The 23,197-nt window shown below is 28.1% G+C and carries 27 protein-coding genes; 17 read left to right on the forward strand and 10 right to left on the reverse strand.

The features are described from left to right. Positions 1-9: 9 nt before the first annotated feature. From KGF38_RS01375 to KGF38_RS01395, 5 genes are all read left to right on the forward strand, one after another. Positions 10-696: an ABC transporter ATP-binding protein gene (locus KGF38_RS01375; RefSeq protein ID WP_054270377.1), complete on the forward strand. Its 687-nt coding sequence runs from the start codon at positions 10-12 to the stop codon at positions 694-696. Positions 697-973: 277 nt separating this feature from the next. Beyond that, positions 974-1,399 carry a VOC family protein gene (locus KGF38_RS01380; protein ID WP_054270376.1) on the forward strand — a complete coding sequence of 142 codons (426 nt, stop codon included), beginning with the start codon at positions 974-976 and terminating at the stop codon, positions 1,397-1,399. A 387-nt stretch (positions 1,400-1,786) separates the two neighbouring features. Then, positions 1,787-2,107, forward strand: a complete 321-nt coding sequence (locus tag KGF38_RS01385) for a hypothetical protein (protein WP_003424083.1) — start codon at positions 1,787-1,789, stop codon at positions 2,105-2,107. 137 nt (positions 2,108-2,244) lie between these two features. Next, the gene (gene trmB / locus KGF38_RS01390) at positions 2,245-2,889 is read left to right on the forward strand and encodes a tRNA (guanosine(46)-N7)-methyltransferase TrmB (RefSeq protein ID WP_054270374.1); all 645 of its coding nucleotides are present in this window, start codon (positions 2,245-2,247) and stop codon (positions 2,887-2,889) included. A 144-nt stretch (positions 2,890-3,033) separates the two neighbouring features. Continuing rightward, positions 3,034-3,765 carry a hypothetical protein gene (locus KGF38_RS01395; RefSeq protein ID WP_227832118.1) on the forward strand — a complete coding sequence of 244 codons (732 nt, stop codon included), beginning with the start codon at positions 3,034-3,036 and terminating at the stop codon, positions 3,763-3,765. A gap of 133 nt (positions 3,766-3,898) precedes the next feature. On the opposite strand, the gene KGF38_RS01400 is transcribed toward KGF38_RS01395, so the two are convergent. After that, complete coding sequence (locus KGF38_RS01400; RefSeq protein WP_003424072.1) at positions 3,899-4,177, reverse strand: hypothetical protein; 279 nt, start codon at positions 4,175-4,177, stop codon at positions 3,899-3,901. 301 nt (positions 4,178-4,478) lie between these two features. Between KGF38_RS01400 and KGF38_RS01405 the strand changes: the two genes are divergently transcribed. The 10 genes from KGF38_RS01405 (at position 4,479) to lexA (ending at position 12,879) form a co-directional block, all read left to right on the forward strand. After that, positions 4,479-4,925 carry a hypothetical protein gene (locus KGF38_RS01405; protein ID WP_054276746.1) on the forward strand — a complete coding sequence of 149 codons (447 nt, stop codon included), beginning with the start codon at positions 4,479-4,481 and terminating at the stop codon, positions 4,923-4,925. Positions 4,926-5,194: 269 nt separating this feature from the next. Next, complete coding sequence (accB, locus tag KGF38_RS01410) at positions 5,195-5,647, forward strand: acetyl-CoA carboxylase biotin carboxyl carrier protein (RefSeq protein ID WP_054270371.1); 453 nt, start codon at positions 5,195-5,197, stop codon at positions 5,645-5,647. Positions 5,648-5,662: 15 nt separating this feature from the next. Next, positions 5,663-7,024, forward strand: a complete 1,362-nt coding sequence (gene accC / locus KGF38_RS01415; RefSeq protein ID WP_227832119.1) for an acetyl-CoA carboxylase biotin carboxylase subunit — start codon at positions 5,663-5,665, stop codon at positions 7,022-7,024. A 14-nt stretch (positions 7,025-7,038) separates the two neighbouring features. Then, entirely contained in the window at positions 7,039-7,893 is an 855-nt protein-coding gene (accD, locus tag KGF38_RS01420) for an acetyl-CoA carboxylase, carboxyltransferase subunit beta (RefSeq protein WP_054270369.1), read from the forward strand. Positions 7,894-7,913: 20 nt separating this feature from the next. Beyond that, positions 7,914-8,858, forward strand: coding sequence for an acetyl-CoA carboxylase carboxyltransferase subunit alpha (locus tag KGF38_RS01425; protein ID WP_054276744.1), 945 nt, complete (start codon positions 7,914-7,916; stop codon positions 8,856-8,858). 188 nt (positions 8,859-9,046) lie between these two features. Further along, positions 9,047-9,307 carry a stage V sporulation protein S gene (locus tag KGF38_RS01430; RefSeq protein WP_003424039.1) on the forward strand — a complete coding sequence of 87 codons (261 nt, stop codon included), beginning with the start codon at positions 9,047-9,049 and terminating at the stop codon, positions 9,305-9,307. Positions 9,308-9,458: 151 nt separating this feature from the next. After that, entirely contained in the window at positions 9,459-9,830 is a 372-nt protein-coding gene (locus tag KGF38_RS01435; RefSeq protein ID WP_074178173.1) for an ACT domain-containing protein, read from the forward strand. Positions 9,831-9,859: 29 nt separating this feature from the next. Next, a complete protein-coding gene (locus KGF38_RS01440) occupies positions 9,860-10,705 on the forward strand; it encodes a hypothetical protein (RefSeq protein WP_227832120.1) in 846 nt (281 codons plus the stop codon). 307 nt (positions 10,706-11,012) lie between these two features. Then, on the forward strand, positions 11,013-12,140 hold the full coding sequence (locus KGF38_RS01445; RefSeq protein ID WP_054270365.1) for a tyrosine-type recombinase/integrase: 1,128 nt from the start codon (positions 11,013-11,015) through the stop codon (positions 12,138-12,140). Positions 12,141-12,243: 103 nt separating this feature from the next. Continuing rightward, the gene (gene lexA / locus KGF38_RS01450) at positions 12,244-12,879 is read left to right on the forward strand and encodes a transcriptional repressor LexA (RefSeq protein WP_054270364.1); all 636 of its coding nucleotides are present in this window, start codon (positions 12,244-12,246) and stop codon (positions 12,877-12,879) included. Positions 12,880-12,993: 114 nt separating this feature from the next. Here lexA and KGF38_RS01455 read toward each other — a convergent pair whose 3' ends face one another. Continuing rightward, positions 12,994-14,151 carry a ComEC/Rec2 family competence protein gene (locus tag KGF38_RS01455; RefSeq protein ID WP_074178242.1) on the reverse strand — a complete coding sequence of 386 codons (1,158 nt, stop codon included), beginning with the start codon at positions 14,149-14,151 and terminating at the stop codon, positions 12,994-12,996. Between the two features lie 466 nt (positions 14,152-14,617). On the opposite strand from KGF38_RS01455, the gene KGF38_RS01460 reads away from it, so the two are divergent. After that, positions 14,618-16,021 (forward strand): GGDEF domain-containing protein, encoded by a 1,404-nt coding sequence (locus KGF38_RS01460; protein ID WP_074178172.1) that lies wholly within the window; start codon positions 14,618-14,620, stop codon positions 16,019-16,021. A 421-nt stretch (positions 16,022-16,442) separates the two neighbouring features. On the opposite strand, the gene KGF38_RS01465 is transcribed toward KGF38_RS01460, so the two are convergent. Beyond that, on the reverse strand, positions 16,443-17,075 hold the full coding sequence (locus KGF38_RS01465) for an OmpA family protein (protein WP_054270362.1): 633 nt from the start codon (positions 17,073-17,075) through the stop codon (positions 16,443-16,445). Continuing rightward, entirely contained in the window at positions 17,068-18,426 is a 1,359-nt protein-coding gene (locus KGF38_RS01470) for a hypothetical protein (protein ID WP_054276739.1), read from the reverse strand. Before KGF38_RS01470 ends, KGF38_RS01465 begins: the two co-directional genes overlap by 8 nt. A gap of 169 nt (positions 18,427-18,595) precedes the next feature. Between KGF38_RS01470 and KGF38_RS01475 the strand changes: the two genes are divergently transcribed. Further along, positions 18,596-19,195: an ABC transporter ATP-binding protein gene (locus KGF38_RS01475; RefSeq protein ID WP_054270360.1), complete on the forward strand. Its 600-nt coding sequence runs from the start codon at positions 18,596-18,598 to the stop codon at positions 19,193-19,195. 225 nt (positions 19,196-19,420) lie between these two features. Here KGF38_RS01475 and KGF38_RS01480 read toward each other — a convergent pair whose 3' ends face one another. The 6 genes from KGF38_RS01480 to eutD are packed head-to-tail and all read right to left on the reverse strand — an operon-like array spanning position 19,421 to position 23,194. Further along, a complete protein-coding gene (locus KGF38_RS01480) occupies positions 19,421-19,894 on the reverse strand; it encodes an ethanolamine utilization protein EutQ (protein WP_074178171.1) in 474 nt (157 codons plus the stop codon). A 1-nt stretch (position 19,895) separates the two neighbouring features. Continuing rightward, positions 19,896-20,987, reverse strand: a complete 1,092-nt coding sequence (eutH, locus tag KGF38_RS01485; RefSeq protein ID WP_054270358.1) for an ethanolamine utilization protein EutH — start codon at positions 20,985-20,987, stop codon at positions 19,896-19,898. Between the two features lie 11 nt (positions 20,988-20,998). Beyond that, the gene (locus KGF38_RS01490) at positions 20,999-21,550 is read right to left on the reverse strand and encodes a BMC domain-containing protein (protein ID WP_074178170.1); all 552 of its coding nucleotides are present in this window, start codon (positions 21,548-21,550) and stop codon (positions 20,999-21,001) included. Further along, entirely contained in the window at positions 21,543-21,815 is a 273-nt protein-coding gene (locus KGF38_RS01495; protein WP_021384701.1) for a EutN/CcmL family microcompartment protein, read from the reverse strand. Before KGF38_RS01495 ends, KGF38_RS01490 begins: the two co-directional genes overlap by 8 nt. A gap of 12 nt (positions 21,816-21,827) precedes the next feature. Further along, positions 21,828-22,523 (reverse strand): TIGR02536 family ethanolamine utilization protein, encoded by a 696-nt coding sequence (locus tag KGF38_RS01500; protein WP_074178169.1) that lies wholly within the window; start codon positions 22,521-22,523, stop codon positions 21,828-21,830. A gap of 41 nt (positions 22,524-22,564) precedes the next feature. After that, positions 22,565-23,194: an ethanolamine utilization phosphate acetyltransferase EutD gene (gene eutD / locus KGF38_RS01505; RefSeq protein ID WP_054270355.1), complete on the reverse strand. Its 630-nt coding sequence runs from the start codon at positions 23,192-23,194 to the stop codon at positions 22,565-22,567. Positions 23,195-23,197: the final 3 nt, after the last annotated feature.

Raw genomic sequence — 23,197 nt, forward strand, 5'->3', positions numbered from 1 at the left:
GAGGTTAATATGAAAACTATATTTAAGAGTTTAGCTGTAGAAGCTAAAAATATTATTAAAGAATTCAAAATTGGAAATGCAACAACTAGGGTGCTAAAAGATATATCCTTGCAAGTAATGAAAGGTGAATTTGTTTCTATTATGGGTCAATCTGGTTCTGGGAAAAGCACTCTTTTATATATCTTAGGAGGCTTAGATACTCCAACTAATGGAAAAGTGTATATAAATGGAACTGATATATCACATTTTGATGATGATAATATGAGTATGATACGTCGTAGAAATATAGGATTTGTATTTCAATTTTATAATCTAATACCAAATCTAAATGTTGAAGAAAATATAATGCTTCCCTTATTATTAGATGGTAAGAATTTAAAAGATTATAAAAATCAATTAGATGAAATATTAGATATAGTAGGTTTATGTGATAGACGTAAACATACACCACGAGAGTTATCTGGTGGTCAACAACAACGTGTTGCTATAGCTAGGGCTTTAATAGGAAAGCCAGAAATTTTATTTGCTGATGAACCTACTGGAAATTTAGATAGCAATACAGGAACAGAAATAATAAATTTACTAAGTAAAATAAACAGAGAAAGTGGTCAAACTATAATTATGGTAACCCACTCATTAGAAGCAGCTAAAAGTAGTAGCCGTACTATTACAGTTTTAGATGGTTTAATTGTATAATGAGTTGCTAGGATATGAATTACCAATAAATTAGAAGTTTCAGAGAGCGTGGAAAGTGTCATAAAAAGGTTGTTAAAACTAGGTTTAAGTGTTGAAGAAGTTTCAAAACATACGATGTAGCCTGCTGAATTTATTAAACAGTTTCAATAATTATAAAATGTTAAAATATAAGTTTTTTTATATTGCAAGAACTAAATACTTAGTACATAATATAAGGACACGTAAAATAGCTTACAAACTCAATGTTTGAATTTAGATTATTGGAGGTAATTAAGTTATGTATGATGAATTGAAAATAAAAATGTATTCATTTACAATGGATTGTAAAGACCCATATGAATTAGCAAAATTCTATGCAACATTACTTAAGTGGGAAATACCATTTTATAATGAAGAATTTGCATGTGTTGGTGCTCCAGGAACAAATCAAGGTACATATCCTGGTATAACGTTCCAACGAAATCCTGAGTATAAACAACCTGTATGGCCAGGAAAGCCCGAAGCTCAACAGCAGATGGCTCATATGGATTTTGCTGTTAATGATTTGGAAAAAGCAGTTCAGTATGCAATTCATTGTGGAGCGACAATCGCAAAAGAGCAATTTTCTGATGATTGGAAAGTTATGTTTGACCCAGCTGGACATCCTTTTTGCTTATGTCAGATGAAATCAGTTATTGAGAGTAGCCATTTTGCATTGTTATAGCCACAACATCTTTGAGTAGTTACAAATGGAAATTATAAAAAGAAAGAAGAAGCACGATGATACGTACCATTGTGCTTTTCTTGTTGTATACAGAGAAGCTTTCAAATATATAAATTTTGCATATATGAATTGGTCATTATCAAATGTGTTATAATATTAAGGCAACAAATAAAAGAATTATATTTTTTAGCAAAACTTTTATTTGTTTACTATGCATACAATAGGGTATTTACTTAAGGAAATAAAATATCATATAAAATATTTTAAAGCTTTAAGTAATATTTGGCAGAAGTTTTAGTAAAATATGCAAAAACTAATTGATTATGTACCTTATATGGGTATATAATAGATATTGTTTTAATAAAATATTTGAAAGGGAATGATTTAATGAAAATTACTTTACCAGAAACAGCTATTGATACTTTGAAAAGTATCTTAAAAGACAATCAAGATAAACCTAATAATATAAGAGTATACTTTGCAGGTGTTGGTTGTGGAGGTCCTTCTTTTGGATTAGCTTTAGATGAGAAAAAAGAAGATGACTTAACTTATGAAGTTGGAGAATTACAATTTGTAATGAGCTCTGATGAATATAGTCAGTATGGAGATATAATAATAGAAGATACAGGATTTGGATTTAGAGTTATTCCTGAAAATATGAAAGATCAAGGTGGAGGAGGATGCTCTGGGTGTTCAGGGTGCCACTAAGATTAATTTTTTAGCAGATTAAGAGCTCTCTTTATAGAAATAGATTTCTATTTTAAGAGAGTTCTTTTTATTTTTTGCTTAGATAATGTATAATAAAAAATGTATTTTACTAATTTTTATATATAAGGAGAATTATTGTGAGAAGAAGACGAAAAAAAGGTGCAGATGAAAAACTTTTAAGTTATACAAAATACGTTTTAAGAGACAATATAGAAGAATTAAAAGGTAAGTGGAGTTTTAAGTTTGGTAATGATAATCCAATACATGTGGAATTTGGTACTGGTAAAGGTAAGTTTATAACAACTTTAGCCCAGCAAAACCCTGACATAAATTATATTGCTATGGAACTTAAAGAAGAAGTTCTTTTAAAGGCTGTTGAAAAGGCTGATGTTTCTAATTTAAATAATATATTATTTTTATGGGGAGATGTAAGTAATATTTTAGATTACTTTGAAGCTAAAGAATTGTCAAGAATTTATATAAACTTCTGTGACCCATGGCCTAAAAATAGATGGAGTAAAAGAAGACTCACTCATTCTGGATTTTTAGATATGTATAACAAGGTTTTAGAAGATAATGGCGAAATTCACTTTAAAACAGATAATGAAAAATTATTCGAGTTTAGTTTAAATGAAATTGCTGCAAATAATTGGCTATTGAAGAATATTTCTCTTGATTTAGGAAATAGTGAGTATGAAAATAATGTTACAACAGAGTATGAGGACAAATTTATGTCACAAGGTATGCGAATATTTAGATGTGAGGCTAAAAAACGTAACTAGCAATATGTTTATAAGTTTAATAGTAGAAATTTATTTTAATTTATATTAATAAAGTGTACGAAAGTAGGTATATACAACAAGGAAACAGAACCCTCTCATAGAAATTAAATTACTATATATAAAAAATTTATGTGGGAGGGTACTATGAATTTAGCTAATGTAATACCATTTCTTATTTCTGCGGCAGCTTTAAGTCCAATAAATTCAAATGATAATGTTTTAAGCGACAATCAACTTAAAAATATTTTTCCTGATGCCAATCTAAGAGCAGTTGTAAAACGATATATAAACCCAGATGAGATGACTATAAGCAATATAAAGGCTTTAGATGGAGAATTTTATGCAACTGGTGAAAACATTTCAAATTTAAAAGGAATATCCTATCTTGAAAATGTAGACAATTTTATTTTTTGGAACAATAATATAAAAGAAGTTCCTAGAGAAGCTTTAAGTCTAAAAGATATGGATTCAATCAATTTAGCAAATAATTATTTGATTGATGATGGTGTAGTAAATTCTCTTTCTGATAATGGTGTGGATGTGAATTGTGATTTGAATTTTATTGATACAAAAGACAATCAATATAAACTGGATTCTAAATATCATAATGTTGATATAGCAAAAGGTGAAAGTATTGATTTGAGAAAAATAATTACAAAGAAAATTGATAGCTATTATAAGTATTGGGAAGTTACTGATAGCCTTCCAAAGGATTTAGATTTTGCTATATCTGTAAGTGATAAAAACATAATTTCATATGAAGGTATGATTGTTAAAGGTAATAAAACAGGTCAAGCTGTAGTAAAAGTTGTACTAAATGACAAAAATGATTTAAATACATCTCAAGAAGTTCTAATCACTTTCAACGTAAAATAAGTATATGTCAACTTACTTAATAATTTGATTTTTAATTTAAATGTATAACTAAAATAAAGGTTGCTGGTAACAGAGCACTATTATTAGCACTTTGTTACTAGCAACCTTTAGATATCTATTAAAAATAGATTATCTAGAAAATACCATTTCTTCTGTTAGTAGCCCATATTCCTATTAAAATTATTAATGAATATATGATATATAAAACTATTCTTATATACTGGACATCTAGTCCAAAAAATTCAATGTTACTTTGTGAGGTATGCAACATCACAAGGACTGCAGATATACCAATAAGCAAAGGATTGATTACTATTTGCTTATCAGTTCTTAAAATCATTATTTTACCCATCCAAATAATTGATAATATAAAAAATAAAATTTTAAGACCAAATTCTAATGTATCTACCAAAGCGAAAACATCCCTTCATTTATAATAAATTTTTCAGCTCAACAAAAATATAAAACCCTGTAATAATTTTTAATCCTGTGTTAAATCCATAATGAGATAAATTAATTGAGTAGCATAAAACTTTATCTACATTAATATATACTACACTATACTTCAAATTTCTTAAACATAAATTAATGAAATTAACAAAAATTTATTCATAAGCATATAAAGATATATTTCATTATTCATAAGCATATAAAGATATATTTCATTATTTAAACGCATATCATTATATATACAGTTTTAGGAGGTGAGGTATATGGAATCTAAATTTTTTAATTGGTACACTCAATCCCTAGGAGGAACTTTTGGCATTATATCGTGTATATGCGCTTACTTAAATGGATACATGTTTGTTTATACAAATAGTGCTAGTAAATACTTTGAAAGTATCGGCTTTTTAGGAATAATTTCAAGTTATACATTACTCCCACTTTGTATGTTAACTGTAATTTTTGGAATTATATGTTCTTATACTCCAAAGACATCTGATAAAAGTATCTTTAATATACCTTTTTTTACTTTAAATAAAAGATTAATATTTCTTACAGTAGTTTTTGGCTTTATAGGTGCTAGAGTTTATTTTATAATTCCTGCAATTTTAATAACTTTTAACATGTATAGTGATATTTTAATAACTAAGTTAAAGTATATTCTATGTAAAGATAAAGAAAATGATACTAATTTGAAAGAAAGCGAAGTCTAAATTGCATAATATTGGTATTTGTCTTAAAAATCCCCGAGGTATTAATTTGTATTCTCTTGTATTTTGCAAAAAATATTGAATTTTATTCATTTTATACTTATAATCTATATTAATAATGGAAAATTAAAACAAATATAAGTTACTTGTTGTTAATCTAAAATTAAAATATATATTAATGTGTTGATTCTCTAGTCAGCACTTTTTCTTTTATAAATTTGTTTTTTGTGATATAATATTAGCACCAGGTAATAATACAAGGGGGTAACAACATGAACATCAATGAAATTAAGGAATTATTAAAGGTTATAGACTCAACTAACTTAGAATATGTAAAACTTGAAAGTAGCGATTTAAAATTAGAAGTATCTAAAAAAGCTCAAGTTACAAGTTCACCTGTTTTAAGTGTACAACAAGAATCAGTAGTGGATCTTTCTTTAGAAAAGCCAGTTGTAAACGATATACCTGTCGCATCTAATGAGAATCTATCAGTGGTAGTAGCTCCTTTGATGGGAACATTCTATGATTCTCCAAGTCCAGATGCAGATAGTTTTGTCAAAGTTGGCGATGTAGTTGAAGAAGGCGATACTTTATGTATATTAGAAGCGATGAAGCTTATGAATGAGATAACAAGTGAAATTAAAGGTGAAATAATTGAAGTATTAGTTGATAATGAAGAACTAGTAGAATATAATCAACCTTTATTTAAGATAAAACCATTGTAGTAGGAGGTATTTAAGTTGATAAAAAAAATACTAGTTGCAAATAGAGGCGATATAGCAGTTAGAATCATCAGAACATGTAAAGAATTAGGTATAAAGACTGTTGCTATCTATTCTGAAATAGATAAAGATTGTTTTCATAGATATATAGCTGATGAATCTATTTGTATAGGGCCAAACAATATAAGCAAGAGTTATAACAATATAGAAAATATAATATACCTTGCTCTTAAATTAAAGTGTGATGCTATTCATCCAGGTTTTGGTTTTTTATCAGAGAATCCTGAATTTGCAAGACAATGTGAAGAGAATAATATTATTTTTATAGGTCCAACAAGAGAACAAATGATTTTGATGGGAGATAAATCTAGAGCAAGAGAAACTATGATGGAATTAAATATCCCTGTTGTTCCTGGTTCAGAATCTGTTTTGAAAACTAAGAAAGAAGCTTTAGAAGTTGCAAGAGAAATTGGCTATCCTGTTATGATAAAAGCCTCAAGTGGAGGCGGTGGAAAAGGTATGAGAATCGTTAGAAAAGAAGAAGAACTTTTTTCAAATTTTGACATGGCAAGTTCAGAAGCTCTAGCAGCATTTTCTAATAGCGATTTATATATGGAAAAATTCATAGAAAATCCTAGACATATAGAAGTACAAGTATTTGGGGACAAACACTCAAATGCAATACATTTAGGTGATAGAGATTGTTCTATGCAGAGAAGAAATCAAAAAGTAATAGAAGAATCTTTAAGTCCATACCTTTCAGATGAAGAGAGACAAAAACTTCATAAAATCGCAGTAGATATAGTAAAAGGTGTAGGTTATATTGGTGCTGGTACTATTGAGTTTATAGTTGACAAAGATAAAAGCTTTTATTTTATAGAGATGAATACAAGAATACAAGTTGAGCATCCAGTTACAGAGATGGTAACAAGTCTTGACCTTATAAAGCTTCAAATATCTATAGCTAATGGGGAAGAAATTCCTTTTAAACAAGAAGATATTACTTTTAGAGGTCATGCTATTGAGTGTAGAATAAATGCTGAAGATTCATCAAATAACTTTGCTCCATCACCAGGTAAGATAGAATCGTTAAATTTACCTGGAGGTTTTGGTGTTAGATTTGATACTTTTGTATATGCAGGATATACTATACCACCTTTATATGATTCTATGATAGGTAAATTAATATGTTGGGCTGAGACTAGAGAAGAATGTATAAATAGAATGTATAGAGCTCTAGACGAAATTATTGTAGAAGGTATTAATACAAATGTAGAATTCCAAAAGGCACTTGTAACAAGTGAAGAGTTTAGAGAAGATACTCATCATACCAAATTTATAGAAGATGTCTTTATGAAGAAAGAATTTGCTACATTATAAGGAGTAAATAGATTATGATAAAAAAATTTTTATCATCAAAAGAATCTAAGTATGTTACGATTTCTTTAGATGACAACTTTAAAAAGAATAGTGTAGATGATAAATTTTGGACTTATTGCAAAGGTTGCGATAGTCATGTATTTAGAAAGGACATAGAAGAAAATTCATTTGTATGTCCAAAATGTTCAAGACATTATGGCTTAAGAGCAAGAAAAAGAATAAATTTATTGATTGATAAGGGAACTTTTATGGAGTTTAATTCTGAGGTAGAATTTCAAAACCCACTAAACTTTCCTAAATACAAAGAAAAAGTAGACTCTTATAAGGAAAAAACGAATGAGTCAGAAGCTGTTGTCACAGGTTATGGAAGATTAAATGGAATTAAAACAGTTATTTGTGTAATGAATCCTGATTTTATGATGGGAAGTATGGGTTCTATTGTTGGAGAGAAAATAACTTATTCAATAGAATATGCTGCTGAAAATAATTTACCTATAATTATTTGTTCTGCTTCAGGAGGAGCTAGAATGCAAGAAGGTATGGTATCTCTTATGCAGATGGCAAAGACTTCTCAAGCACTTTCTAAACTTGAAGAAAAATCATTGCCATATATATCAGTTCTAACTGACCCTACTACAGGAGGAGTAACTGCTAGTTTTGCTATGCTTGGAGATATTATAATTTCTGAACCAAATACATTGATAGGCTTTGCAGGTCCAAGAGTAATAGAACAAACAATAAATCAGAAACTTCCTGAAGGATTCCAAACTTCTGAGTTTTTACTTGAAAAAGGTTTTATTGACATGATAGTAGATAGAAGAAAAATGAAGGAAGTATTATATCAAATTCTTGCTATGCACAAGAAATAGGGCATGAAGGAGGAACTGTTTTGATTGAAAATAATAGCGAAAAAATAAAGGTTTTAGAAAATGATATTAAACAATTAATAACTATTTCTGAGGCAAATAATATAGATTTAAGTGACAAAATAAATTCACTTAATGAGAAATTGGAAAAACTTAAAGAAGAAGCCTTTTCCCATCTATCTCCATATGAAAAAGTGATGTTAAGTAGAGATATAAAAAGACCTACGACTTTAGAATACATAGAACACATTTGTTCTAATTTTTTAGAGCTTCATGGAGATAGGCTTTTTAAAGATGACCCTTCTATTGTTGGAGGAATAGGTCAGATAGGAAGATTCAATGTTACTATAGTTGGTCATCAAAAAGGAAGAGATACGAAGGAAAATATAAAAAGAAATTTTGGAATGCCTCATCCAGAAGGATATAGAAAAGCACTAAGACTTATGAAACAAGCTGAGAAATTCAATAGACCAATAATAACGTTTATTGATACATCAGGAGCTTTTTGTGGTTTAGAAGCAGAAGAAAGAGGACAAGGAGAAGCTATTGCAAGAAACTTACTTGAAATGAGTAAACTTTCTGTTCCAGTAATCACTTTTGTAATTGGTGAAGGTGGTAGTGGAGGAGCTTTGGGTATTGGAGTAGGTAATGATGTTTGCATGTTAGAACACTCAGTTTATTCTGTAATATCACCTGAAGGTCTTTCTAGTATCCTATTTAAAGATTCTTCTAAAGCTAAAGAAGCTTGTAATGTTATGAAACTTACAAGTGATGATTTGTATGATTTAAAAATAATAGATAAGATTATAAAAGAGCCTCTTGGAGGAGCACAAAAAGATGTAGAAGCTGTTTCAAAGGAAATAAAAGCTTATATTTTAGAAAGATTAAATCATTATAAAGATATGGATAAAGAAGAAATTATGACTCAAAGATATAATAAATTTAGAAATATTGGAAAATGCTTATAGAATATAAAGAAATTTGTAGTTTTTTCATTATAAAATGGTTTTAAAAAATAAAGGTTTTCTTAAAACAATTATAGAAGTATATTTTTATAAAAGTATACTTTAAATGATGATTGTAATTAGTAAATGGCAATTGTGATTTAGTACTTTAGGTAATGGATACTTTAACAAATTAACAAGGAGATGTTGAAATGGAAGTACTAAAAGTTTCATCAAAATCTAATCCTAATTCTGTAGCTGGAGCCTTGGCTGGAGTACTGAGAGAACGAGGTATTGCAGAAATACAAGCTATAGGAGCTGGAGCTCTAAATCAAGCGATAAAATCAATTGCAATAGCAAGAGGTTTTGTTGCACCTAGTGGAATGGATTTAGTTTGCATTCCCGCATTTACTGATATAGAAATCGAGGGTGATAAGAAAACAGCCATTAAACTTATAATTGAACCTAGATAATATATCTTTTATTAGAATTTAATTAAGTTTTAAAGGTTGGCTATAGAAATAGGATACTATAGTGAACCTTTTTTACGTTATATGTTTTATTTTATATAATTTTTAATGTATAATCTTAAGTAAACAAATAAGTTTGGAGGAGATGTACATTATGAAATTAAAATTATTTGCAGAAGAGTATGCAGTATGTAGATTAAATAATGATAGTAAAATACCAACATGGATAGATACAAAAAACTTTTACTCTATAACTAAGACTGAGGATGAATTAAGTGTTGTATGTTCAAATAATAATATTCCTTCTGATGTTAAGTCGGAAAAAGAGTGGAGAATACTTAAGATACTAGGACCTTTAGATTTTTCACTTATAGGAATTTTATCTAAACTAAGTGGCTTATTAGCAGAAAATAAAATAAGCATATTTGCAATTTCTACATATGATACAGATTATATTTTAATAAAAGAAAAAGATATAGAAAATGCTTGTAAAATTCTAACTTGTAATGGATATGAAGTAGAGTAGTCAAATACTTCTACATGAGGTTTTAATTTATGATTCATATAATCGAAATTTTAAAAATAAGTATGATAAATATCTTTTGCTTTTTAGGAATATTTATTGTTTTTGGACTGATTTTTAGTATTACAGAAAATCTAAACAATAAATTTATATTTTCATCTTTTGGAAAAACTGGGATTATTGTAACTGGAGCTATAGGAACATTTATTCATGAACTTAGTCATTTGATAATGTGCTTGATTTTTATGCATAAAGTAAATTCAGTTAAATTTTTCAGACCAATAGAAAGTAAAAATGATGGCATATTAGGATATGTAAGTCATAGTTATAAGAAAGATAGTCTTTATCAAAGTATAGGAAATTTCTTTATAGGAATTGCACCTATTATAGGTGGAACAATAATGATTATTTTACTTTTTAATATATTGTTGCCAGAGAGTTATATGAAAGTGACACAAAATATAGACTTAAAATTATATGTAAGTATGATTAATAGTTTCAATATAAACGGTTTTATACACATTATTATAGATGATATTTCTAATTTTATAAAAGTAATGTTGTTAACACCTAGTATATATTCATTTAAGTATTTTATATTTATGTTCCTAATGTATTCTATATCTACACATATGTCACTTAGTAGTGCTGATTTAAAAAACAGCTTAAATGGTTTGAGTTTTATAATCATAGTTATTTTCGCGATAAGTCTAATTACATACTTACTTGGACCTGATAACTTGAATATATCCAGTCTGATAGTTCAATATAATATATTTGTGAGTTTTTTTATGGCGATAGGGCTTATTTTTTCAGTGGTAACTCTAATAATATCTTATATTTTAAGTTTGGTCAGTCCATTTAAAAACTTTAATTAAAGAGCTGTATATTTTACAATATATTTAGTTTTATTAGAAACATATAAAAATATTAAATAAAAAAGATTTCAGTAGAGTATAAAATTTCTCAATATATTTATAGAATAATTCTTAAAATATATTGAGAAATAAAAAAAGAGTACTTAAATACAACTAGTCTTTAAATGTGGATTTAGGGAATAGTTAGTGCTAATCTCGATTAAAGCACTACTAATCTCTTAAAAATACAAAAAATAATTAAATTAAAGATTTATAATTAATTTATATAATTTAAAAGATTTATATTTTTACTTTAGGAGGTTTAATTTTGAATAATGATAAGAAAATTATAAAAATACATAATAAATCAGATAAACCTGATAATATCGTCATCAAGGAAAATGAGCTTATAGAAAAATGTCTACTTTTGGAAAATAAACTTCCTATATTTATGAAGGATTATTTTATATATTTAAAAGGCTCTGTTGCAGTTTCCACACGACTTGCTTATTTAGAAGATATAAATTTTTTCTGTTCATATTTGGTTGAAACTAAAGAATTAACAAGTGCAGATTGTATAAAAGATATTACTGAAGATGACTTTAATACAATAAAATCAAGAGATATAAATTTATTCTTAGGTGATTATTGTAGTAGATATTATAAAAATACAGAAAAAAACACATTAATTTTTGAAAATAATAATAGAGCTTTGGCAAGAAAAAAATCATCCATCTCTACTCTATTTAAATTCTTATATAGGAACTCTCAAATAGATAATAATATAACTGATGGATTTAATCCAATAAAACTTCCTAAACCTCAACCAGATGCTATTAAACGTCTTGAAATAGATGAAGTTGCTAAGATGTTAGAATCAGTAGAAACAGGTGAAGGCCTTACAGAAAAAGAAAAAGTATATTGGAGAAAGACTAAATTGCGTGATAAAGCTATTTTAGCTCTATTTGTTACATATGGGCTTAGATTAAACGAACTTAGAGAATTAAACATATCCTCTTTTAATTTTTCAAGAGGAGAATTTAAAATATATAGAAAACGTGGAAAGGAAGTTTTAATGCCTATAAACCATACTTGCGAACATGTAATAAAAGACTATTTGCAAAATGAAAGAATAAGAGATGATTTATTAAACGATGATGAAAAAGATGCTTTATTCTTATCTCTTCAAAACAAGAGAATTACAGCAAAAGCTATAAGAACATTGGTAAAAAAATATACCTCTATTCCACTGGATACGACTAGAGATAATGGATATAGTCCTCATAAATTAAGAGCAACTGCTGCGACTTCCCTAATCCAAACAGGATTTTCTATATACGATGTTCAAAACTTACTTGACCATGATAATGTCACAACTACTCAGCTTTATGCAGCTCATAAAAAGAATGTAAAACGTGATATAGTTAAGAATTTTGAATGGATTGAGGATGATTAAAAATCAGGAACAAATGTTTGCAGATATAAATGGATTATGTTATAATTAAAAATATAAAACGTATGGAAATAAAAACAAAATATGTTTAGAAATGAGTGATGTTATGTATTTAGATCTAACTGAAAAGCAAGTTTTGATATTGGAATTTATAAAGTCTCAAATCATATTAAAAGGTTATCCACCTGCTGTAAGAGAAATATGTACTGCTGTAGGGTTAAGATCTACTTCAACTGTACACTCTCATCTAAATAAACTTGAAAAACTGGGATACATAAGAAAAGACCCTACTAAACCAAGAGCTATTGAAGTTTTAGAACGTAGTAAAGTAAATGATGTTTCTGGAGCTAATCAAGAAATAATAGAACTTCCATTAGTAGGTCAAATAACAGCTGGAGAACCCATTTTAGCTCAACAAAACATAGAGGAATACATTCCATTCCCTGCCAGTTTAGTAAAGGGCAGTAATAATTTTGTATTAAGAGTAAAAGGCGAAAGTATGATTAATGCAGGAATTTTAGATGAAGATTACGTTGTAGTAGACAAAAAAAATACAGCCTTGAATTCTCAGATAGTAGTTGCACTTATAAATGGTGAATCTGCTACGGTTAAGAGGTTTTTTAAAGAAGGACACTTAATAAGACTTCAGCCAGAAAATGATTTTATGGAACCAATTATGCTTAATGATTCAGAAGTTGAAATTGTAGGTATTGTAACTGGTGTATTTAGAGTTATAAAATAACTATTTAAAGAATACTAAAAAAATAAGCTATTCGTATAGATAAAATGTGTTATCTACTAATTATAGCTTATTTTTTTTATGCATTTATTTTATTTTTTATTATTTGCTCTTTTATTATTTTCCATAACATATATCACATGGGTCATTTTTTTTACTTTCGGAAATAGTACCTGATAATATTTTTTTACTTCTTGAAAGACCACTACAATTTTTTGTTGAGTGATAACTCTTCCCTTTTGGAGTAAAATACACTATTTCTGATGTATTAGATACATTTTGTTCTTTATTTAGAGGTTCATTTTTTATTGTATTGTTATTTGATTTTTCAGAGTTTCCATCTTCTCTAACCCCTTTTTTATAGCTTCCATCTTTACAACTTGTAAATACTCCATCACCTGTCGATTCAAATATTATGTCTGAACACTCATCACTTCTATGTACCTTTACTCCCATTTTTTCCAATTTGTTCATTGTTTCTTGATGTGGATGACCATATGAATTACCTTTACCTACTAAAAGGACTGCATACTCAGGGTCTACTTTATCTAAAAACGCTTGAGATGAACTACTACGAGAACCATGATGAGCCACTTTTAAAAGGTCTACTTTGCTAAGTTTTGATAGTATCTCTTTTTCTGTACCTTCTTCAGCATCACCTGTAAATAAAGCTTTATCTTTACCATTAGTATATGCAAGAACTAGAGATTGTTCATTAGTCGTATCTCCACCATTTGTATTTAGAACTTCAAAGTAAGAATCTTCTAAATAAAACTTCTTATTTTCAAGTGGTACACTTGGAGATAAATCTTTATCTACCAAAGCATTTATAAAGTCTCTATAACTCTTTGTTTCTGCTGAACCATTTGATACAAAAACATTCTCTATGTTAAAGTTTTTGACAACAGAATCAAGTCCACCTAAGTGATCTGCATGAGAATGGGTAGCTATAAGATACTTAATATCTTTTACACCTTGCTTATTAAGATAATCTACCATTAAATTTTCATCATCATTATCCCCACCATCTATCAATGAAAAAGTTTTACCCTCTTGAATCAATATTGCATCACTATTTCCAGTGTTAATAAAATGAATTTTTACATTTTTATCACTTGATATACTACTAGATAAGGAATCTTTGTTATTTGATTGATTGTTGCCATTATCTGATGTATCGCAACCAGTCAAATAAATCGATATAGATATTATCAGTAAAAATACTAAAGCTTTAAATTTAGAATTTCTTTTACTTTTTATATTACTATTTTTTATACTACTTCCTATCACAAACTACTCCTCCATTTTCATAATACTTTACAACATCTATCGACTTATTTTATCATAATTAACTATTTAGTATCAATATTTCTCTTATATAGTCAGATTATATTGACTTAACATTGAAAAAATAATACCTTTATTATTTCTTTATTTTTACAATATAAACTGTTACTTTTTTATGTATTTTTAAGTAATAATGTTTAATATAATAGTGATAATAATAAATTGCATCATAAGGAATTTTTAAGCTTTAATCCATTAAAAAAATATACTATAATATATGTATTAACTAAAAGAAAATAGCTAAATAAGTCATTATTAGTAATATAAAAATATAATTTTAAACTTTGATAACTGTCAGTTTAACTATCTTAACCTATATTTGAGGAAGGAAATTCTCATTTCAAACTTAGCCAAATGATGAGTTATTGACAGGATTTTTACTTAGGAGGTAAAAATGAAAGATAACTCACATTATACACTTATTCAAGCACTTGCTAATATGCTCATTGGAAAACAGATAGATACAAAAACAATTACTAAGTCTCTTGAACTTATCTGTAATACCTTCTCATTTGAATGTGGTTTAGTATATGAAGCAGACCAATATAATCAATTTAATTTAATTGAAAATTATAGTTTGAATGATATAAAATTATGCAATAGTTTTAATGCATGCGAAATTAAGTCAGATTTTCAAAATCAATTAGCTCATCAAGAAATAATCTACTTAGATAAAAATAAAGATTATAAATCATGTGAGATTGATTTTATGAATATTTTTTCTGCAAAATCTTTGCTTGGAATTTCTGTAGTAGATGAATATTTTAATAACTATGGTTTTATCTTATTTCTAAATACTACATGCAGTAAAGTAGATTTTTCTGATTCTGAACTTAAGACATTAGCCATTGTACTTTCAATGCTTGAAAAGTATTTAGGAATAAGAATACATAGAAATAAAGTTTTATTCACACAGACTGCACTTGAAGGAATAATAAATCATACAGGCATAGATATTTATATAATTGATTTTTATACATATGATATTTTATATGTCAATGAGTCAATGGCTGCTCCTTATGGTGGCGTATCTCAATTTTCAAACCATAAATGCTGGCAAATTCTTTTCCCAGGACAGACATCTCCTTGTGAGTTTTGTCCACAAGAAAATCTTATTGATGAAAATGGGAATAGTACAGGAGTATATACATGGAATTATCAAAGACCTTTTGATGGAGCGTGGTTTAGAGTATTTAGTACAGCTTTTAGGTGGGTTGATGGTCGTCTTGCTCATCTTGTTAGTAGTGCAGATATAACTGATAATAAAAAGAATGAAGAATTAATTGAATATATGGCAAATTACGACGTGTTAACAGGTCTGCCAAACCGAAGGATGCTTATTGAAGAATGTAAAAATAGAATCGACAATGCTAAAGAAGATGAACAAGGATATGTAATCTTTTTCGATATTGATGGCTTTAAGGTAATTAATGATAATTATGGGCATGATGCTGGTGATGAATTCCTTGTAAAACTTGGGGATTTTTTCTCTTCAATTCCACTTCTTAAGAATTCTGTTTATAGAAATGGTGGCGATGAATTTGTTGCTGTAATTGGTGGGGATATTACAAAAGATAATATTCGCAATTTAATAAATTTTATACATAATAGATTTAAAAAACCATGGAATTTAAAAAATGGCTCAGTATACTGCAATACTAGTGTTGGCATAGCTTGCTATCCAGAAGATGGAAATAATGCAGAAGAATTAATCAATAAAGCAGACCAAGCAATGTATCAAATTAAGAAATCTGGAGGAGCAGGAATCTGTTTTGGCTATCAATTGATAAAAAAATGATTAAAGTTAAATTTTTTCATCAATAAAAAGGTAACAACTAAGGTTAGTTGTTACCTTTTTATTTTTCTACTATAATCTAATTAATAAATAATTAAATTATTCTAAGCTCTATATAATATACTAATAGCTCTAGCATTATATGGGTTTTTATGATATTTTTCTACATATTATTTTAAATGACTTGTTATCGTATAATAATATCAACAATTGACTGCTTATAAATTTTATATTATATAAAATGAAATATTTTACATCAGTAGTACCCAGTTATGCATTTTAAACGACCATTTACGTTTAAGATATTGCAAATTTTTTCTAAAAACTATAATATGTTAAATATCAACAAAAATAAATAAACTTTTTCCTTAAAGAAGGCTTAAAGCTCACACCAACTGCCTTCTTTTTTTTTATAAAAATTCAATTATTTATTTTGATTAATATTTATTTCATATTTTAGCTCTACCCTTCTAGATGCATCTCTGTTTACTCCATTATCTCCATCTTTTATAAGTTCAGCTTTTGATCTTCCTATTGCAATAATATGTCTAGTAACCTTATCTTTATATTTATAGTCACCAATCTCATCCCCTACTATATACTTTGCAACACTATATGCTCTTCTTTGGGACAGGTCTAAATTGTATATATAGCTCCCTACATCATCTGTATGGCCTTCTATAACTATTTTTGATATATAATCCCCATAATCTTTATAAATAGTTTCTATGTACTTTGGAACAAACATTTTTAACATTTCTTTAGCCTCTGGTTTTAAAACATCACTATCTACATCAAACATAGTTCTTTCACCAAAGGTTACTTGACCATTAACCTTATCTACTTTCACAGGAATACCACTTTTTTTAAAGGTCTCCTCAACAGAAGCATTGACGTTCTTGGCCAAATCTTGCTCGACAGAACCTGAAATACTTTCTGAACTAAATAAGATAAGAATCACAACCATCAATACAGTTGATAATAAATCTGTAAATGTTGGCCAAAAGCTACTCTTTTCAAATTCTCTGTTAACAGTTCTTCTATATTTATTATTCATTTAACTCATCCTCACCTATGACCTTTATTTCATTATTTTCTATCTCATAAATTTCTTCGCTGAAAGGGTTAAATACACTATCGATATCATCTTTAAATAATTCTTCACTCTCAAGAGGAACTTCATCATGCATAAAAGAGTTATTAAACATAACGTCTAATTTATCTTGAATATCTAAAGAATTCTCAAACATTATATCTAGTTTAACTTGTAGGTCATTGGAAAAGTTTTCAATAATACTTGAAAGATTTTTTATTGAATCATCTAGAGTAAACTTTTCATCTAAAAGAATTTTTTGATTTTGAGATATTTTATTTTCATGAGTCATTAATTTAGTTAATAAATCTTGGGCACTTCTTTCATATAAAGCAAATCCTGCATTTATATTTTTTATGTAGTCTCTAATTTTAAACTGGCTTTCAGTAGCATTGTATATATTTTTTGAAGATTCTTTTATGTCAAATAAAATCTCTTTATTTATGTTGTCTTGATTATCATACTTATCAAACAGTTTTACAAACTTTACATTTAAAATATTAAACTGTTTATCTAATTTTCTTACGCTTTGGTCAAAGGTCTTAATAGAGCTTTGAGAACCCTCTAAAAGGCTTTTTAAAGCTTCTATTCCACTTATGAATTCATCATTAAAGTCATTTAAATCTTTAGATATTTTATCAAATTTTTCAATAGCTTCTATAGACTTACTTATTTGTTTTATTGTATTTTTTACCTCTTCTACTTTTAAATCCATTCTTTCTGATTTAAAATGAGTTATCTCAGATGTTAATAAATTTTCGCATTTTAACATTATCTGTATTAAAACATGTTCACAATCTTTTATCTTTGTACAGTAGCCTATAATTAGAGAAAATACGACTCCAAAGATGCTTGTTGTAAATGCAGTCTGCATACTACTAATAGTCGAAGGAAGTGAATTTATAATGTCTTTGGTATCAACACATAAAAGCATTGTAGAAAGTCCAACAAATGTACCTAAAACTCCAAGCAAAATACTTATTGAAGATGAATTTTTTATACTTCTAATCTTCTCTAAAAGTGGTAAGTTGTTGTGTTTTAAATCTGATACAACTTCTTCTATAAAAGAAGTTATATTTACATCAGAATAAGGATTTTCTTTGCTATATGTATAGTAATCATTCCTTACCTTTCCATAAAATTCACTCGTTTTATGGTTTCTATTGATTTCTTCTAGTTTTGAACTTACAAACGAGTATACTCTGTTATTTTCTATTATCTTAAAAACAGAATATAAAGTTATTGCAAGTAAAAACAATATAGTTATCGGATTAGTAAATATTGACTCTATTAAATTAGTTATTATGTTACTCAATTCTATCCCCTACCTTATAATTTATTTATCTATAATTTATACGTACAAGTTACTAAGAAAATACGTAAATAAACAAAATATTTATATTATATTTATGAAAAATGGTACAAATAGGTCATATTGTTAATAACATAATATATACGAGCTAAAAGTTATAGGGGGTGGCATAATGAATGACAACATAGTAGAGGTTAAAAATATAAATATGAACTTCTACACTAAGGAAGGCGAGCTTGAAGTATTAAAAGATGTTAATTTTAACTTGAAAGAAGGAGAAATATTAACTTTGCTTGGTCCTTCTGGAAGCGGTAAATCTACAATTTTAAATATTCTTACTAATCTTTTAAAACCAACTAGTGGCGACGTAAAGATTACTGGAAATATTGGATATATGTTTCAAAAAGATAATTTGCTTGAATGGAGAAATATAATGGATAATATAACTATTGGCTTAGAAATTCAAGGCAAAAAAGATAAAAAATCTTTAGATAGAGTTGAAAGTCTTTTAAAGACTTATGGATTATGGGATTTTAGAAACATGTACCCAAAAGAATTATCTGGTGGTATGAGACAAAGGGTTGCACTTATTAGAACCCTGTCTGTAAATCCAGATATTTTACTTTTAGATGAGCCTTTTTCAGCTCTTGATTATCAGACGAGATTGTTAGTTTGTGATGATGTTTATAGTATTATTAAAAATGAGAATAAGTCTACTATTTTGGTTACGCATGATATTGGTGAAGCACTATGTATAAAAGTGCAACACTAGGAGATAAAAAGTATATATTCCGTTTTTTCAGAATAAATTTAAATATTTAAGAAGACAACTTTGAATCAAAAGTAATTATAAGCTATTAAATATGAAAATAAGGCTATGATTTTGTAGCCATAGCCTTACTAACAAATCTTTAATTATCACTTTAAAAGTAAAATTTTATTTAAAGAATACACAGAAACATTTCAATAATTTAAATATATTTAAAGTATTCTCTTGTTAATTTTGAGATGCCCAGTCTGCTGGATATGTTACATATATAAACCTAGCATAATCAGGTACAGAAAATTGTATCTTACTTCCTTTTGGTATAAATATTAACTCACCTGAAGAAGCAGATATCTTTCTTCCATCTATTATTATATCTAAAGTTCCATCTATTACATAATCTATTTCATCATAGTTTAGAGTCCAGTCAAAAGTAGTTTCCTTCATCTCCATCATACCACAGCCTAATCTAGGACTTTCCTCTAATGTAAATAAATCTTTTGTATAAACTACATCATTAGGATTTCCTGTATCTAATCTATCAGATTCATTAACCTTTACTGTTGGTAACTTTATAGAAGTTATTCCACTAGCATCTTTATTTCTAACGAAATCTACACTATCTTTAGTTCCATTTACTTTTTCTTCTATTATTTGTCTTACTAATGTTTCAATTAAGTTTTTATCTATATTTGTTATATCCATCTTATGCATTCTCCTTTTTTAGTGTTTTATTTGCTATAACCATAGCTAATAGGACTGCTGTTATACCACCAACCAATTTAGCAACTATCATTGGTGTTATCATATTAGCATTAAACCCTGCTGTAAACCCTAAGTGGTCTCCAAATACGAATGCTGCTGAAACAGAGAATGCCACGTTTATTATCTTTCCTCTATTATCCATATCTTTCATCATACCAAACATTGGTATACAGTTAGCTAAACTTGCAACAAGACCTGCTGCTGATACATCATTCATTCCAAGAACTTTTCCTAAAGCCATCAGTGGTTTATTGAACACTTTTGTTATAACAAACACTAGTGGGAATGCCCCTGCTAAAACTATTGCTATATCCCCTACTATTTCTATACCTTCACCTATTGGTTTCATTCCAGGTATTACAACTATTCCTGTTAAGGCTTCAACTATCGCAGCAGCAAGCCCTAAAGTTATAACTATTACTACACCTTTTCCAAAATATGTGAATCCTTTTATCATAGCATTTTCAAACTTCAATAATCCAAGTGCTATAACTACTGCAAATATTATTATTGGCACTAAGTTTCTAAGAACCATCATTACCTCAAATCCTGCAACTAATCCACCAACAAACGCCCCAACAGGTATCGTTATTATTCCTGCAAGTATTCCTGTTGCTAAGAATTTTTGGTCTTCTTTTTCTATTATCCCAAGTGCAACTGGTATTATAAATACTATTGTAGGTCCCATCATAGCTCCTACTATTAATCCGCCAAATAATCCAGCATTTGGGTCTTTTGCAAGCTCAAGAGCAAGTGGCGCACCACCCATATCATTAGCTAATAAACTTCCAGCAAACATAGCTGGGTCAGCTCCAAGCATATCAAATACTGGCACTACAATTGGTCTTAATACATCAGCAAGTACTGGTGCTAGACATATAACACCAACCATTGCAACTGCAAGCGAACCCATTGCCATTATACCTTCTTCAAACTGTTCTCCAAGACCAAATTTATTGCCTATACACTTATCTATAGCTCCAAGTGCCATGAAGACTACCATTACATAGATTATAATTTCGTTTATACTCATAATGCCCCCCATTATTTTATTAGACTTTTTATTATTTGACTGTCTACTGATGATATTACAGTCTTATAGATTACTTCTTTTTCTTTTACAACTTTTTCACTTTCTTTTAATGCATATTCTAAACTACTTAAATCTCCTGCGACTATATATACTAACTTTCCACCTATAGTAAAAGATAATTGAAGCTTTACTAATACTAAGTCGCCTGATTTTAAAGTATTATCAAGCATTTTTATTCCAGCACATACTTTACTACTTTCAACAACACCTATAGAGACTATATTATCTAATGTTTGGTACCTATTTTTAAATCCATTTAATATTTCTTGTGAAATTGAATTTATTACAAAATTATCTACAATGTACTTTTCTCCAAGCTCCATTCCATAACTTATGCATTCATTTACATAGGAAGTTTCTCCACCTACTATTATTAAAAATTTACCTGGACAAATACTTTTTAAGTATAATACATCAACTGATGATTTTTTTACCATTTCATTAGATACTTCTATACCTTTAGCTATACTTTTAAACTCTATAGCACCTATACTTTTATTCATCAAATACCTCAAATGAGTCAACTACTCCAACTATAGTTGCATCTACTGGAACATGTTTTTTTTCAATAGATTCTCTTGCTGAGGAACCTTTGGATATAAGAACTAAGTCTCCATTTCCTGCTCCTGCATTATCGGCCGCAACCATAAAGCCTTCTTTGTATGTGTCTTTAGTTTTTAAAATTTTTACGACTAAAAGTTTTTGACCACACAATTTTTCATCTTTTCTTGTGGCCCAAACATTACCTACAACTTTTCCTATATCCATAAAATTACCTCCTTACATTTTCTTTAGTTCGAGATGGTGTATTCTCATAAAATCTACAGCTAATGGAGTTATTATACTTTTTTTATTAACTAATATATTTTTAACTCCATTTATAGTAGGTTTTCTTAAATCAGCTTCTGATATAAGCTTTTTATTTCTTAAATCTAAACTAAACTCATTAACTATCTTTGTATTCTCTGTATTGATTAAACTTATAGTATCTTTATTTAAAATTTCTGTAGTTTCACTTTGTATACTTAACTTACTTTTAGCTATAGTATTTAAGTCTTTTATAATTACAACACCAAATTTACGTATTTCATCTTCAAATGATATAAATTTTTTATACAATGCTTTTGGTGCAGTATCTTTATATCGTTTGTATTCAATTCCTTCATCTAAGACATATACTTTTTTACCTTTCATAAGCATCTTTAGTATAAATCTCTCTTCGTCACTTGTTGAATTTCCAAGTGCTAAGTTTGATAATCCTCTCATACAAAGTTTTGAAACTATCACGACCTCGCATTCTTTTATGCTTTTATTAAATTCTACTATTTCAAATTCATCTCTTAATAAATTAAATTTACTGTTATCCTGTTCAAACACAGTTACAGCTTTAGGTTTATTAGATACTTTTAATTCATCATTATTTATTTTTTTATATATTTCTTCTATTACTAAATCTACAAGCTTATCATAATTCATATTAAATCCTCCCTAGAGGTAATCTATATAGCAGGTTAAATCTATGCTTTCTTTATTATTTTAGCAACAGTCCCTTTTGAATAACCACATGCATTAGCTTCATCATAATCTATGTGCATGTAAGTTTTAAAACTATCACTAACTCTTATTACTACATCATCAAATGTTAGAGGTCTCTGACCCATCACTTTAGCTTCAACTATTTCTCTGTCACATACATTGAATTTTTCTGCATCAGCAGGCGTCATATGTATGTGTCTTTTAGCAACCATTAATCCTTTATCGAGTTCAACTTCACCATGTTGTGTTGATATTTTAACCATTAAAGTTCCTTCTAAGTCTCCACTTTGTCTTATAGGAGCTTTTAATCCAAGAGTTGAACCATCTGTTAAAGAGATTTCCACTTGAGTTTCTTCTCTACATGGTCCAAGTACAACTACATTTTTTATACTTCCCTTAGGCCCTGTAATAGTAACTCTTTCCTTACAAGCATATTGACCTGGTTGAGATAAGTCTTTTAATTTTGTAAGAGTGTGCCCCTTACCAAATAATTTATCTACGTCTTCTCTACTTAAGTGAACATGTCTTCCTGATGCTTCAACCTCTATAAACGCTTCTTTTTTAACTCTATTTATTACTTCTTCTACTATTTCGTTTAATAGACTTTCCATTAC

The sequence above is a fragment of the Clostridioides sp. ZZV14-6387 genome (assembly GCF_020657835.1).
GTDB classification, from domain to species: domain Bacteria; phylum Bacillota; class Clostridia; order Peptostreptococcales; family Peptostreptococcaceae; genus Clostridioides; species Clostridioides difficile_A.

What these genes read in the sequence shown, in the direction of transcription:
- KGF38_RS01375 (WP_054270377.1), top strand. Translation starts at nt 10, where the DNA reads ATGAAAACTATATTTAAGAGTTTAGCTGTAGAAGCTAAAAATATTATT.
- KGF38_RS01380 (WP_054270376.1), top strand. Translation starts at nt 974, where the DNA reads ATGTATGATGAATTGAAAATAAAAATGTATTCATTTACAATGGATTGT.
- KGF38_RS01385 (WP_003424083.1), top strand. Translation starts at nt 1,787, where the DNA reads ATGAAAATTACTTTACCAGAAACAGCTATTGATACTTTGAAAAGTATC.
- KGF38_RS01395 (WP_227832118.1), top strand. Translation starts at nt 3,034, where the DNA reads ATGAATTTAGCTAATGTAATACCATTTCTTATTTCTGCGGCAGCTTTA.
- KGF38_RS01405 (WP_054276746.1), top strand. Translation starts at nt 4,479, where the DNA reads ATGGAATCTAAATTTTTTAATTGGTACACTCAATCCCTAGGAGGAACT.
- accB (WP_054270371.1), top strand. Translation starts at nt 5,195, where the DNA reads ATGAACATCAATGAAATTAAGGAATTATTAAAGGTTATAGACTCAACT.
- accD (WP_054270369.1), top strand. Translation starts at nt 7,039, where the DNA reads ATGATAAAAAAATTTTTATCATCAAAAGAATCTAAGTATGTTACGATT.
- KGF38_RS01430 (WP_003424039.1), top strand. Translation starts at nt 9,047, where the DNA reads ATGGAAGTACTAAAAGTTTCATCAAAATCTAATCCTAATTCTGTAGCT.
- KGF38_RS01435 (WP_074178173.1), top strand. Translation starts at nt 9,459, where the DNA reads ATGAAATTAAAATTATTTGCAGAAGAGTATGCAGTATGTAGATTAAAT.
- KGF38_RS01440 (WP_227832120.1), top strand. Translation starts at nt 9,860, where the DNA reads ATGATTCATATAATCGAAATTTTAAAAATAAGTATGATAAATATCTTT.
- lexA (WP_054270364.1), top strand. Translation starts at nt 12,244, where the DNA reads ATGTATTTAGATCTAACTGAAAAGCAAGTTTTGATATTGGAATTTATA.
- KGF38_RS01460 (WP_074178172.1), top strand. Translation starts at nt 14,618, where the DNA reads ATGAAAGATAACTCACATTATACACTTATTCAAGCACTTGCTAATATG.
- KGF38_RS01465 (WP_054270362.1), bottom strand. Translation starts at nt 17,075, where the DNA reads ATGAATAATAAATATAGAAGAACTGTTAACAGAGAATTTGAAAAGAGT.
- KGF38_RS01475 (WP_054270360.1), top strand. Translation starts at nt 18,596, where the DNA reads ATGAATGACAACATAGTAGAGGTTAAAAATATAAATATGAACTTCTAC.
- KGF38_RS01480 (WP_074178171.1), bottom strand. Translation starts at nt 19,894, where the DNA reads ATGGATATAACAAATATAGATAAAAACTTAATTGAAACATTAGTAAGA.
- eutH (WP_054270358.1), bottom strand. Translation starts at nt 20,987, where the DNA reads ATGAGTATAAACGAAATTATAATCTATGTAATGGTAGTCTTCATGGCA.
- KGF38_RS01490 (WP_074178170.1), bottom strand. Translation starts at nt 21,550, where the DNA reads ATGAATAAAAGTATAGGTGCTATAGAGTTTAAAAGTATAGCTAAAGGT.
- KGF38_RS01495 (WP_021384701.1), bottom strand. Translation starts at nt 21,815, where the DNA reads ATGGATATAGGAAAAGTTGTAGGTAATGTTTGGGCCACAAGAAAAGAT.
- KGF38_RS01500 (WP_074178169.1), bottom strand. Translation starts at nt 22,523, where the DNA reads ATGAATTATGATAAGCTTGTAGATTTAGTAATAGAAGAAATATATAAA.
- eutD (WP_054270355.1), bottom strand. Translation starts at nt 23,194, where the DNA reads ATGGAAAGTCTATTAAACGAAATAGTAGAAGAAGTAATAAATAGAGTT.